The 12,739-nt window shown below is 73.5% G+C and carries 8 protein-coding genes and 4 tRNA genes; 4 read left to right on the forward strand and 8 right to left on the reverse strand.

The genetic code is table 11. The features are described 5' to 3' along the window. Positions 1–113 precede the first annotated feature (113 nt). Positions 114–186, reverse strand: a tRNA-Arg gene (locus tag AB0L33_RS00490). Positions 187–358: 172 nt separating this feature from the next. Further along, positions 359–449 (reverse strand) — tRNA-Ser (locus tag AB0L33_RS00495). Between the two features lie 199 nt (positions 450–648). Here AB0L33_RS00495 and AB0L33_RS00500 point away from each other — a divergent pair. Both AB0L33_RS00500 and AB0L33_RS00505 read left to right on the forward strand, forming a co-directional pair. Then, complete coding sequence (locus AB0L33_RS00500; protein WP_365676882.1) at positions 649–1,107, forward strand: SSI family serine proteinase inhibitor; 459 nt, start codon at positions 649–651, stop codon at positions 1,105–1,107. 211 nt (positions 1,108–1,318) lie between these two features. Then, the gene (locus AB0L33_RS00505; protein ID WP_365676883.1) at positions 1,319–5,740 is read left to right on the forward strand and encodes a PAS domain-containing protein; all 4,422 of its coding nucleotides are present in this window, start codon (positions 1,319–1,321) and stop codon (positions 5,738–5,740) included. A gap of 75 nt (positions 5,741–5,815) precedes the next feature. On the opposite strand, the gene AB0L33_RS00510 is transcribed toward AB0L33_RS00505, so the two are convergent. From AB0L33_RS00510 to AB0L33_RS00535, 6 genes are all read right to left on the reverse strand, one after another. Further along, complete coding sequence (locus tag AB0L33_RS00510) at positions 5,816–7,465, reverse strand: long-chain fatty acid--CoA ligase (RefSeq protein WP_365676884.1); 1,650 nt, start codon at positions 7,463–7,465, stop codon at positions 5,816–5,818. A gap of 168 nt (positions 7,466–7,633) precedes the next feature. Further along, on the reverse strand, positions 7,634–8,257 hold the full coding sequence (locus AB0L33_RS00515) for a SigE family RNA polymerase sigma factor (RefSeq protein ID WP_365676885.1): 624 nt from the start codon (positions 8,255–8,257) through the stop codon (positions 7,634–7,636). 246 nt (positions 8,258–8,503) lie between these two features. Then, a complete protein-coding gene (locus AB0L33_RS00520; RefSeq protein ID WP_365676886.1) occupies positions 8,504–8,815 on the reverse strand; it encodes a hypothetical protein in 312 nt (103 codons plus the stop codon). Positions 8,816–9,048: 233 nt separating this feature from the next. After that, positions 9,049–9,123, reverse strand: a tRNA-Trp gene (locus AB0L33_RS00525). 80 nt (positions 9,124–9,203) lie between these two features. After that, a tRNA-Ser gene (locus tag AB0L33_RS00530) sits at positions 9,204–9,288 on the reverse strand. Positions 9,289–9,341: 53 nt separating this feature from the next. Beyond that, a complete protein-coding gene (locus AB0L33_RS00535; protein ID WP_365676887.1) occupies positions 9,342–10,847 on the reverse strand; it encodes a trypsin-like peptidase domain-containing protein in 1,506 nt (501 codons plus the stop codon). Positions 10,848–11,037: 190 nt separating this feature from the next. Between AB0L33_RS00535 and AB0L33_RS00540 the strand changes: the two genes are divergently transcribed. Beyond that, positions 11,038–11,886, forward strand: coding sequence for a glycerophosphodiester phosphodiesterase family protein (locus AB0L33_RS00540; protein ID WP_365676888.1), 849 nt, complete (start codon positions 11,038–11,040; stop codon positions 11,884–11,886). 201 nt (positions 11,887–12,087) lie between these two features. Further along, the gene (locus AB0L33_RS00545) at positions 12,088–12,669 is read left to right on the forward strand and encodes an ATP-binding protein (protein WP_365676889.1); all 582 of its coding nucleotides are present in this window, start codon (positions 12,088–12,090) and stop codon (positions 12,667–12,669) included. Positions 12,670–12,739: the final 70 nt, after the last annotated feature.

Here is a 12,739-nt window from a genome sequence, read left to right on the forward strand (position 1 = left end):
CCACGGTACGCGCGCGGTCAGGCACGGACAGCAGGACCAGCGCGACGGCCCCCCCTATCCATCCAGCACGAACGCGAGAGGCCCCGGATCTCTCCGGGGCCTCTCGTCTGCTGTGCACTCGGCAGGATTCGAACCTGCAACCTTCTGATCCGTAGTCAGATGCTCTATCCGTTAAGCTACGAGTGCTTGTGCTTCCGGGGTTTTTTCTGCCCCGTCGGCGTTGCGAGAACAACATTACATGACCTGCGCCGGGACGCGAAATCCATTAGCCGCACCCGGCCTGAGCTGGGCAAACGCCCGGGACGTGGCCGGGAACGACCGAAGCCCCGGTCCTCAGGACCGGGGCTTCGGTGTGGTGCGGAGGCGGAGGGATTTGAACCCTCGATGGGGGGTAAGCCCCAAACCGCATTAGCAGTGCGGCGCCATAGACCGGACTAGGCGACGCCTCCAGCGCAACGCCCGCGCGAGCGCGAGTGGTTGCGTGCAGATGATGACACAGCTGCACGCTGCGCCACCAATCGCGGCCTACGGTACTAGGCGGTCGGCCGCGAGGGCAAAGCGGTTGGCGTGCGAAACGCCGGGGCGGGTGGCGCGTTAGGCAGGGCGGGGGCGCCGCCCCCGCAGGTTCTTCCGCCACAGGAGTCCGCCATGATGCGCCGTCTCGCTCTCACCGCTGTCGCGTCCCTCGCCGCGCTGTCCGCCGCCGCGCCCGCCGCCACCGCCGCGTCCGGGCCCCTCCCGCTGCCGCTGTCCCTGCCGCTGCTCCAGGACGACGGCGCGGGGACGCGGCTCACCGTGGTCGTCGCCGGGTCGGGGAACCCGGAGGCGGACGGCAGGTACGAGCTGGAGTGCGGGCCGGCCGGGGGGAGCCACCCGGTCGCGGCGCAGGCGTGCGAGCGGCTGGACCAGCTGGAGGGAGAGGGGGTGGACCCCTTCGCTCCGGTCCCCCGGGACGCGATGTGCACGCAGCAGTACGGCGGGGAATCCACCGCCCGGGTCACCGGCACCTGGCACGGCCGCCACGTCGACGCCTCGTTCCGGCGGACCAACGGATGCGAGATCGCCCGGTGGAACGGTCTGCGGCCGGTCCTGCCGAACGTGCGCTGACCGCGCCCGGGGCCCCTCGGCGGGTCACCGCGGTGCGCGACGCGTCTCGGAGCCGTACAACGTACGCACCAAACCTTGGTGAGAGCTCCCCCTCATCCGCAGTCCCACGCCCCTCCCCTGCCTTTAGACTCCTTCAGTGACAGCCTGAGGCCCGAGGGGCAAGATGGGGCCGCTGTCGGCAAGGTGCAGTAATCAGGGAGGAAGCGTCGTCGTGAGCAGCAGGCCATCCCGAGGCGCTGCTCGCCTCGCAGCCATACTCGACGCCCTTCCGGACGGGCTTCTACTCGTCAACTGCAACGGTACGGTCGTCAACGCCAACACCATCGCCCTCGAAATGTTCGAGTCGCCGGGCACCGCGCTCGTCGGCCGCGGGCTGCTCGATCTGCTGCCGGAGTTCGACTCCAAGCTGATCCCGGGGTCGATGCGCCGGCCCGAGGCTGCGGACGAGCGGGGCCGTACCAAGCCCACGCGCATGATCGCGCGGCGTACCGACGGCAACGAATACCCCGTCGAGGTCACCAGCGCCAGCCTGGAGGACGGGCAGGCGGCCTACAAGGACGTCCAGGGGTCGTACGGCGGCAGCTACACCGGTGACGAGCTGCTGATGCTCGTCGTGCGCGACCTCTCCGGCACCGTCGACACCGAGGCCGAGCTGGCCCGCTCGCAGCGCCAGACCGAGATGATCCTGCGCGCCGCAGCGGAGGGCGTCGTCGGTACGGACACGGACGGCCGGGTCGTCCTGGTCAACCCGGCCGCCGCGCAGATCCTCGGCTTCCGGGCCAGCGACCTCGGCGGCCAGGAGCTGCACCCGCTGATCCTGCACTCACGCGCGGAGGGCGAGCCCTTCCCGTACGAGGAGTCCCCGCTCGCCGACACGCTGAAGTCGGGACGCAAACACCGGGTGCGCGGGCAGGTGCTGTGGTCCAAGAGCGGGGAACAGGTGCCGGTCGACCTGACCACCGCCCCCGTCCGCGACGGCGACCAGCTCGTCGGCGCCGTGATGACCTTCACCGACCGCCGCCCCTACGAGCAGCTGGACAAGCGGCGCAAGGACGAGATCGCCGAGCTGACCGCGAGCCACACCGCCGCGGTCAGTGAGCTCACCGAGCGGCACACCGCCGAGCTCGCCGCCCTCAAGGAGGCGCACGCCGCCGAGCTGGCCGACCGCACCGAGCGTTACGCCTCCGAGCTGGAGGAGCAGGCGGAACGGCTGACCGACCTCACCGCCCGGCACACCCAGCTCACCGCCGTGCTCGGCGAGTCGCTGCGCGGGCCCCTGGAGGAGCTGCGCGGCGAGCTCTCGACGCTCGCCGCCGACCCCGCCGGCCAGCTGTGGCCCGAGGCGAACCAGATCCTGCACCACCTGGCCGCGGGCTACGCGCGCATGACGACGCTCATCGACAACGTGCTCGGCTACCAGCGCCTCGACGCCGGTGCCGAGGCGCTGGTCAAGACGCGGGTGCTGCTCGACGGCGTCGTCACCGCCGGTATCGACGCCTCGGTCGAGCTGATCGGGCCGGGCCGCGCCCAGTTCGCGGTGCACGCCCCGCCGATCGAGGCCGAGGTCGACGCCGGACGCCTGGTGACCGCTCTCGCGCACCTCGTCGCGGACGTCGCGGGGGTCGACTCGACCGGCAAGGCGAGGGTCGTGCCCGGGGGCGGTTACGTCGACTCGACCGTCGTGGTCGCCGCCGCCCAGCGCGGCGACGTCGTACGCATCGAGGTGCGCGGGCCGTTCGCCGGGGGAGACCCGGTGCACGTGCCCATCGTCAGCGGCATCGTCCGCGCGCACGGCGGTGTGCTCCAGACGCACGAGATGCCGGGCATGAGCGGCAGCGCGTACGTGCTCGAGGTGCCGATCGGCGCGGGTGCGGGGACCGTGGCGCCTCCGGAGCCGCAGGTGGAGCCGGCTCCTCCGGTGGCGCCCGAGTCCGTTCCCCCCGGGGAGCCCGATCATGCGGGCGCTCCGGCCACTGAAGTACCCGAGGCGGGCCGGGGGCGGCGTCGGGCGCGGCGTTCCTCCACCGACGCCTTCCTGGAAAGCCCCGTGGGCGGCTCCGACGGCAGCGGCGAGCTGGAGGCCGCCCCCGGGGACACCGGCGCGGCCGCGCCGACCGGGCGCCGGCGCGCGCGCCGTGCCGCCCCCGCTTCCGAAACCGCCCCGAACGAGCTGATCCCCGCCCAGCAGGCCGCCGAGGGCTCCGGACGCCGTCGCGGGCGGCCCAGCCCCGCCGAGACGGGCGCCCCCGGGCAGGCTCTCGCGCTGCCTGCGGCCGCTCCGTCGGAGGGGTCCGTGGTGACCGCCGCCGAGGGCGCGCAGGGCGGCCGGCCGCAGCTCGGGCAGACGGTGCCCCCGCAGGGCGTTCCGGCCGGGGCGCAGGTCCCGGTCCCGGCCGGCGGCCACCGGGGGAACGCGGGTGACGAGGGCCGCCTCGCCCTGCCCCCCGTCGTGAACGCCGTCGAGTCCACGGCGCCCGCCGCCTTCTCGGACCTCGGTGAAGCCGCCGGCCCGGCCGCGCCGGTGGCTCCCTCGCCGGAGCTGCCCGCCCCGGCACCGCAGCCGACCGGGCGACGCCGCCGCGCCCTGGCCGCCGCCCAGGAACGGGCCGCCGCCGCCGAGGCCGGACCGCGCGTCCCCTTCGCCCTCCCGCCCGCCGACGCGGACCGGCCGGCCCCTGCTGCCGGGGGCCCGGACGGGTCCCTGGGCGCGGGAATCGGGAGTGCGGCGCCAGAGGGCGCCGAGTCGGGTTCGTACGACCTCGGTGCGGGTACGGACGACGCCGCCGCGTCCGCTTCGTACGGCGGAGGCGTGGGTACGGACGAGCCCGCCGCGTCCGGTTCGTACGACCTCGGTGCGGGTCTGGACGACGCCGCCGCGTCCGCTTCGTACGGCGGGGGCGTGGGTACGCGTGCGGCCGGGCCCGCCGCCTATCAGCCCGGGGCCGGGCTGCCCGGCGCGCCGGGCGTCGCACCCACCGCCACCCCGGCCGGGACGCCGGAGCACGCCCCCGTGCCGCCGCAGGCCCAGCCCACCCCCACCGGCCGGCGCCGCGCCCGCCACGGGGACACGGGCCCGCAGGAGGCGCGGCCCGCACCGTTCGCGCTGCCCGCCCCCGCGACCGCACCGCCCGCCCAGACCGCACCGCCCGGTCCGGCCGCCGACACCGCGCCGCCCGCCGCCCCGCCCGCCGCCCCGGTCACCGACCCCAGACTCGGCACTCCGGGTGCCCCCTTCGCGCCCCCCGCCCAGCCGGAGCAGCCCGCCCCGGCCGACCGGCCCCTGCCGCCCTCGCACCCCGGCGGCTGGGAGGACGACGACGCCTCCGGCCAGGGGCCCGCCGCGCCCGTCGCCGCTCCGGAGACGCAGAGCACCGGGCGCACGGCCCACACCACCGGCACGGCCACCCCCGCCGGCCCCCCGGCGCGTCCCCGTACGCTGGCGCCCGCGCCCGACGCGCGGCGGCAGCCGCTGCCCGCCGAGGCGCCGATGCCGGGGGCCTCGGACTCGACGCAGGGGCGCGCGTTCAGCGTGCGCACGCTGGGGCAGGGCGTGCCGTTCGCCCAGCACATCGCCCACCAGCAGAACCAGACCCTGGGCGGCGGCAGCAGCGTCGGCCGGCGCCGCAAGCTGGCCGCGCCCCCGGAGCCCGCCGCCCGGGATGAGCGCCCCGCGCCGCCCGCCCCGGCCCCCGCACCCCCGCAGCCCGCGCCCGCCGCCGCGCCCCCGGCTCCCACCGTGCACGGGCAGGGGTCGGGGCAGCTGCTCTCCGCGCCCTCGGCCGAGGGGCGCGCGTACGCCATCGGGGCACCCGACGAGGGCGCGGCCGAGGGCCCGGAGCCGCTGGACGGCCCCGGTGGCGCGGTCGAGGTCGCCAACCGCCCCTCCCCGCAGCCGGTCGACGACGAGCTGCCCCCCGAGCCGCTGGACAACCCGCGTCGGCTGCTCGTCTGGCCCGCGCCCGACGTCTCCACGCAGCAGGCGCTGAGCGACCGCGGATACCGGCCGGTGATCGTGCACTCGCGCGAAGAGGTGGACGCGCAGATCGCGGCGTTCCCCGCCGCGCTCTTCGTGGACCCGCTGACCGGGCCCATCACCCGGAAGGCGCTGCAGTCCCTGCGGCAGGCGGCGGTCGCCGCCGAGGTGCCCGTACTGGTGACTGCGGGCCTGGGGCAGGCGTCGCGGGAGGCGGCGTACGGCGCCGACCCCGCCGTACTCCTGAAGGCGCTCGCGCCGCGCGACAGCGAGCAGCACCCGCCGCGCGTCCTGCTCATCGAGGAGCACCAGGACATCGCGGCCGCCCTGACGGAGACGCTGGAGCGGCGGGGCATGCAGGTCGCCTGCGCCGCGACGGACAGCGAGGCCGTGGCGCTGGCGACCCGGATGCGACCGAACCTGGTGGTGATGGACCTGATGCAGGTGCGCCGCCGCCGCGCCGGGATCGTGGACTGGCTGCGCGCCAACGGACAGCTGAACCGCACCCCGCTGGTCGTCTACACCTCGGCCGGGATCGACCAGGCGGAGCTGCCGCACCTCGGCTCCGGCGAGACCGTGCTGTTCCTGGCGGAGCGCTCCACGAGCGACGAGGTGCAGTCCCGCATCGTCGATCTGCTCGCGAAGATCGGCACGAACTGACCGGCGTACGGAGGCATGCGACGAGGGCGGTACGGGAACGCACCCGTACCGCCCTCGCCCTCTCCGTACAGCGGCTCAGAGCCGCGTGATGTCCAGCTCGCCCTGCGCGTACTGCTTGCGGATGACCTTCTTGTCGAACTTGCCGACGCTCGTCTTCGGCACCGACGGGATGACCGACCACCGCTCCGGCAGCTGCCACTTGGCGATGCCGGACTCGGCGAGGAACGACCGCAGCGCCTCGTAGTCGGCGGTGGCGCCCTCCTTGAGGACGACGGTGGCGAGCGGACGCTCACCCCACTTGTCGTCCGGGACGGCCACGACGGCGGCCTCCGCGACGTCCGGGTGGGCCATCAGCGCGTTCTCCAGCTCGACGCTGGAGATCCACTCGCCACCGGACTTGATGACGTCCTTCGCCCGGTCGGTGAGCGTGAGGAAGCCGTCCTCGCTGATCACCCCGACGTCACCGGTCTTCAGCCAGCCGTCCTCGCTGAACTTGTCCTCGGGCCGCAGCGCCTCGCCGTCCGCGCCCCCGTAGTACGCACCGGCGATCCAGGCGCCGCGCACCTCCAGCTCACCGGCCGACTCGCCGTCCCACGGCAGGTGTTCACCGGCCGGGCCGACCAGCCGCGCCTCGACGCCGGCCGGGAAGCGGCCCTGGGTGACGCGGTAGGGCCACTCCTCCTCCGGGGTCAGTCCGGCGGGCGGGTTGGCCATGGTGCCCAGCGGCGAGGTCTCCGTCATGCCCCAGGCGTGACAGAGGCGGACGCCCAGCTTGTCGTACGCCTCCATGAGGGAGGGCGGGCAGGCGGCACCGCCGATCGTGACGTTGGCCATGGACGTGAGGTCGCGCGGGTTGGCGGTGACCTCGGCGAGCAGGCCCTGCCAGATGGTGGGCACGGCCGCGGCGTGCGTGGGGCGCTCGCGCTCGATCATGTCGGCGAGCGGGGCGGGCTGGAGGAAACGGTCCGGCATCAGCATGTTGACGCCCGACATGAACGTCGCGTGCGGCAGGCCCCAGGCATTGACGTGGAACTGCGGAACGACGACGAGGGTGGTGTCCTTGTCGGTCAGCCCCATCGACTCGGACATGTTGACCTGCATGGAGTGCAGGTAGATCGAACGGTGGGAGTAGACGACGCCCTTCGGGTCCCCGGTCGTGCCGGAGGTGTAGCACATCGCGGCGGCCTGGCGCTCGTCCAGCTCCGGCCAGTCGAAGCTGGTGGGGCGGCCGGCGAGCAGCTCCTCGTAGTCGTGCACGCGCACCGCCGCGCCGTCCAGGAGGGAACGGTCACCGGGGCCCGAGACGATCAGGTGTTCCACCGACGTCAGCTGGGAGAGCAGCGGCGCGATGAGCGGCAGCAGGGAGCCGTTGACGATGACGACCTTGTCGTCGGCGTGCTTGACGACCCAGACCAGCTGCTCGGCGGGAAGGCGGAGGTTCAGCGTGTGGAGCACGGCGCCCATGGACGGGATGGCGAGGTACGCCTCCACGTGCTCGGCGTTGTTCCACATCAGCGTCGCCACCCGCTGATCGGCATCGATGCCGAGTTCATCGCGCAGGGCGTTGGCGAGCTGGGTGGCGCGGCGGCCGATCTCCGCGAAGCTGCGGCGGTGCGGCTCCGGCTCTCCGGTCCAGGTCGTGACCTGCGACTTCCCGTGAATCGTCATCCCATGCGTCAGGATGCGGGTGACAGTCAGCGGTACGTCCTGCATGGTGCTGAGCACGGCGTCCTCCCGGTGGGCGCTACGCGGCAGTAGGGTTCCGCTGATTCTGCGCACATACCGCTTGGTATGTCACTACTTCCGGGAGTACGAATCGGTGTCGCCCCGCAATGTCTCACCCCCCGGGGCCGGGCCGGGATCACCCGGTTCCGCCTCGGCGCCGGGCGCGGCTCAGCGGTCCGAGGTCAGCTCCGGATCCTCGCGGAGCTTGCCGAGCGCCCGGGAGACCGCGCTCTTGACCGTGCCGACGGACACCCCGAGCACCTCGGCGGTCTGCGCCTCGCTCAGGTCCTCGTAATAGCGGAGGACGACCATCGCCCGCTGGCGGGCCGGCAGCTTCAGCACCGCGCGCCACATCGCGTCGTGCAGCGACTGCCGCTCCGCGGGGTCGGGGCCGGGAACGGCCTCCGGCTCGGGCAGCTCGTCGCAGGCGAACTCGTCGACCTTGCGCTTGCGCCACTGCGAGGTCCTGGTGTTCAGCAGGGCCCGACGGACATAGCCGTCGAGGGCGCGGTGGTCCTCGATCCGGTCCCAGGCGACGTACGTCTTGGTGAGCGCGGTCTGCAGCAGGTCCTCGGCGTCGCTGGGGTTGGCGGTGAGCGAGCGCGCCGCCCGCAGCAGCACCGGACCGCGCGCCTGCACGAAGGACGTGAAGGAGGGGTACGGGAGGTGCGGCGCCGCCGGGGTGCGCACCACGTGCGCGGCGCGGCCGGAGGCGCCCGGCGTGCGCGCCGACGCGTACGTGCGTACCGGTGCGGCTCCCCTGTGGGTGCCCGTGCGGACTGGCGTGGTCATGCCTCCACGCTAGGAGCGGGGCACGCCGCCCAAATCGCCCCCAGGTCCCGAAACCGCGTCCGCCTCAGGGTGTAGGACCGGGTCCCCCTCCACCTCCTGTAGGTGGAGGGGGACGTACCCGGGGCGTCGGGGTCACCCCTGAGCCGCGGACGGCCCGCCCGCACGCCGGAGCGGCGTGCGGGCGGGCCGTCGGGTGCGGCCGTACGCGGTCCGGCCCCCCCGACCGGGCCGCGTACGGCACCGGGCTCACCAGAGGTTCGTGAAGTTCACCGCCACGGTGTGCGTGGACTGGTCGATGTTGGTGAAGGCGGACCCGTTCACCTGAGCGGAGGTGCTCTGGTTCGACGCCCCGGAGCCCGTCGCCTGCTGCTGCGAGGTCGAGGAGTTGCCCGCGTTGTCCCGGCCGACCCCGCTGCCGCCGATGGTGGCCACGCCCGCGTTCGATCCGCTGCTCGCGAGCGCGCCGTTGTCCGCCTGGGCCACTCCGCCGAGGAGAACGGCTGCCAGCGGCAGCGCGGCAACAACGGCGAGGACACGAGCGGTACGGATGCTTGCCATGTCTGTTCCTCCAGGAACCGGAAATAGGGCTGAGGCTGAACCCGGGCCGGCGGCCGACCGCCCGGTGCTGATCACGACGTCGCGGACCGAAACTGCCCATCGCCGTCCCGGCGAACCACCCACAGCTTCCGGTTCCCCCGCAAGCGTGAGGAACCCGAGCCAAACCCCCGGCCTGGGGCGAACTCTGCGCCCCGCGCCCGCATGAGCGACCTCCGGAGAGGGAAAGGCGGAGGCGGACCCGGCCGGATTCGAACCGGCGTCCTCACGGTTTTGGAGACCGCGCGCGACGACCTCTGCGCTACGGCTCCGCCCCCGCCGGTCATCCTAGAAGCCCGCACCCATGACGAACGGCCCCCGACCGGTTCGCCCGGTCGGGGGCCGTTCACTGCGGTGGGTGTGGGATTTGAACCCACGGTGACTCGCGCCACGACGGTTTTCAAGACCGTTCCCTTAGGCCGCTCGGGCAACCCACCCCGCGCCGGCGCGGTCGGTGAGGACCGGTCCGGCGCGGGGACAGCCTAGCCGGTCAGCTGTCGCCCTTGCGCTCCCCCAGGGTGACTTCGGCGGTCGCCGTCTTGCCGTCGCGCTCGTAGGTCAGGGTGACCCGGTCGCCCGGCTTGTGGGTCCAGATCTCGCCGATCAGGGTGGGGCCGCTGTCGACGGGGGTGTCGTTGAACTTCGTGATGACGTCGCCCGCGCGCAGGCCCGCCTTGGCCGCCGGGCCGTCCTTCGTGACCGCCTCCGTGCCGCCCGTGCCCCGGTCCGCGATGACGGCGCCGCCGCTCTGCTCGTCCATCGTCACGGTGGCGCCGATGACCGGGTAGACCGGCTGGCCGGTCTTGATCAGCTGCTGGGCGACGGTCGTCGCCTGGTTGATCGGGATGGCGAAGCCGAGGCCGATGGAGCCCGCCTGGCTCTGGCCGGAGCTGCCGGTCGACTGGATCGCCGAGTTGATGCCGATGACCGCGCCGCCCGCGCTGAGCAGCGGGCCGCCGGAGTTGCCCGGGTTGATCGAGGCGTCGGTCTGCAGGGCGCTCATGTAGGAGTTGCTGCCGCCGTTGCCGTCACCGGAGGCGACCGGGCGGTTCTTCGCGCTGATGATGCCCGTGGTGACCGTGTTGGACAGGCCGAACGGGGCACCGATCGCGATGGTGGAGTCGCCGACCGCCACCTGGTCCGAGTTGCCCAGCGGCAACGGCGTCAGGGACTTCGGCGGGTTCTTCAGCTTGATGACGGCCACGTCGTAGCCCTGGGCCCGGCCGACCACCTCGGCGTCGTACTTCTTGCCGTTGGAGAAGGTCGCCGTGAGCTGGCCGCTGTCCGCCGCGGAGGCCACCACGTGGTTGTTCGTGAGGATGTGGCCTTCCTTGTCGTACACGAAGCCGGTACCCGTACCGCCCTCGCCGTCACCGCCCTGCGCCTCGATCGTCACGACGCTCGGCAGCGCCTTGGCGGCCACCCCGGCGACCGTGCCCGGGTCGCGCTTGAGGCCCTGCTGGTTCGCCGACGCGGAGACCGTGGTCGAGCCGGCGTCGTCGTTGCGGTCCGCGGCCCAGTAGCCGAGGGCGCCGCCGATGCCGCCCGCCACGAGCGCCGCCACCACCACGGCGGCCACCAGACCGCCCGCACCGCGCTTGCGCGGCGCCTCGGGCGTGTGCGTTCCGCCGGGCGGGCCCCAGACCGGGCCGCCGCCATCGCCGTGCGCCCCCTGCGCATAGGCCGGGACGGCGGGGGGCGGCGGGGGCCAGCCCGCGTCGGCCGCGGACTGCGGCGGGGGCGGGGGTGCGTACTGCGGGTTCGTCGGGAAGGCGGCCGTCTGCGCGGTCGCGGGCTCCGGCGAGGAAGGGGCGGGGGCGGGCTGCTGGTCCGGTGCCTGAGCGGCCGGCTGCTGCCGTGTGGCCGTCCCGTCCGGGTGGGGGGCAGCGGGAGGCGCGTCCTCGGGGTGCGCCTGGGGAGCGTCGGCCGGCACGGGAGGTACGGACGGGGCGGCCTCGGCCGCGTTGCCCTCGTTGCCCTCGTTCTCGGTGCTCACAGCTCTTTACTCCTCGGTTCCACATCAGTCATTCGGCAAGAGATCCGCTGTGTACGTGTCCGCAGTCAGCTTTTCCCACGACACGTCAGGCCACTGTAAGCAGGAGCTGTGCATCTGCGCACGACCCTTACATCGGACAAAACGGCCCGTCGTCGCAAGGTGTGCGCGGCCGTGTTCCCGCGGTGACACCATGACTGGGGTGAACCGAGCACGGCAGCAGCACCCCACGCAGCATCCCATCCAGGTCATCGCCCACCGGGGCGCGTCCGACGACGCCCCCGAGCACACCCTCGCCGCGTACCGGAAGGCGATCGAGGACGGCGCCGACGCCCTGGAGTGCGACGTACGCCTCACCGCCGACGGCCATCTCGTCTGCGTGCACGACCGCAGGGTGAACCGTACGTCCAACGGGCGCGGTGCGGTCTCCGCCCTGGAGCTGAACGCCCTCGCCGCCCTCGACTTCGGCTCCTGGAAGGACCGCGACGAGACGGAGTCGCCGGACTGGGACCCGGTGCCCGGCGAGCTCACCTCCGTACTCACCCTGGAACGCCTGCTCGAACTCCTCGTGGAGACGCGGGCATCCGGGCGGCCGCTCCAGCTGGCGATCGAGACCAAGCACCCGACCCGCTGGGCGGGCCAGGTCGAGGAGCGCCTTCTGCAGCTGCTGAAACGCTTCGAGCTCGACGCCCCGCCACCGGCAGGCACACCTTCGCCGGTACGTGTCATGAGCTTCTCCGCCCGCTCGCTGCACCGTGTCCGGGCGGCCGTGCCCCATCTGCCCACCGTGTATCTGATGCAGTTCGTGTCGCCCCGGCTGCGCGACGGACGGCTGCCCGCCGGGGCGCGGATCGCCGGGCCCAGTGTCCGGATCGTGCGCAGCCATCCCGGCTACATCGAACGGCTCCACCGGGCCGGCCACCGGGCGCACGTCTGGACGGTCAACGAGCCGGAGGACGTCGACCTCTGCGTACGGCTCGGAGTCGAGGCCATCATCACCAACCGCCCACGACAGGTCCTCGCCCAGCTCGGCCGCTCGTGACGGCGGCGCACACCGCCCCACCTTTGCGTATGAACGCATCAGCGCATCTGCCCATCAGGAGATCAACTACAGGGAGTACACCGGCGCACTCGGACTGTGCCTGTTCGTGACGAGTGCGTCACTGACAGCCCCTTGGCCGGTTTCCGGCACAGCTCAGGAGGGCATCCACTCCGTGGCGTGGGGACAAAGGAGGTCTCGGGGGTGGCGTTGGTGGTGGCACAGGAGGTGCCCACGTCGTCGAGCATGGCCGTTCCCCATGGCCCTGCGGGCGTGGGGCAGGCGCGGCACCGGATGCGCGAGCAGTTGCGCAGCCACGGGGTGTCGGATGCGGTCGTCGACGATGCGGTGCTGATTCTTTCCGAGCTGCTCAGCAATGCCTGCCGGCACGGCAGGCCGCTGGGCCGGCAGACCGAGACGGGGGACGGCGACGTGCGCGCCGCCTGGCGTGTCGACAGGACGGGCGGACTGACCGTCGAGGTGACGGACGGTGGCGGCCCGACCAGGCCGATTCCGGCCACCCCGTCGGTGACCGCTCGCGGCGGCCGGGGGCTCAACATCATCAGCGCCCTGGCCCAGGAGTGGGGCGTACGGGACGACGCGCCGGGCGAGGTCACCGTCTGGGTGCTGATCGACGGGGGCCGCGGCTCCCGTCGCGCGCGGGGCAGCGGGCTCCCGGCCGGGATGACCGGTCTGCCGGGCACACCGAGAGCCACCGTCGTGCCGGGGCTCGAAGGGCTGGATTTCAGCGGCGCGTTCGACGATGCGTTCGACGACGTGGGCTGAACACCCGGGCGGAGCACTCCCGGACCGGGACGGCCGTACGCGGTGGTGCACCGGAAAGCGGCGGGGCGAC

Origin of the sequence: Streptomyces sp. NPDC052299 (assembly GCF_040679335.1) — a bacterium.
Lineage (GTDB): Bacteria > Actinomycetota > Actinomycetes > Streptomycetales > Streptomycetaceae > Streptomyces.

Coding starts and splice junctions, on each gene's coding strand:
- AB0L33_RS00500 (WP_365676882.1), top strand. CDS start 649: ATGATGCGCCGTCTCGCTCTCACCGCTGTCGCGTCCCTCGCCGCGCTG.
- AB0L33_RS00515 (WP_365676885.1), bottom strand. CDS start 8,257: ATGACCACGCCAGTCCGCACGGGCACCCACAGGGGAGCCGCACCGGTA.
- AB0L33_RS00520 (WP_365676886.1), bottom strand. CDS start 8,815: ATGGCAAGCATCCGTACCGCTCGTGTCCTCGCCGTTGTTGCCGCGCTG.
- AB0L33_RS00540 (WP_365676888.1), top strand. CDS start 11,038: ATGACTGGGGTGAACCGAGCACGGCAGCAGCACCCCACGCAGCATCCC.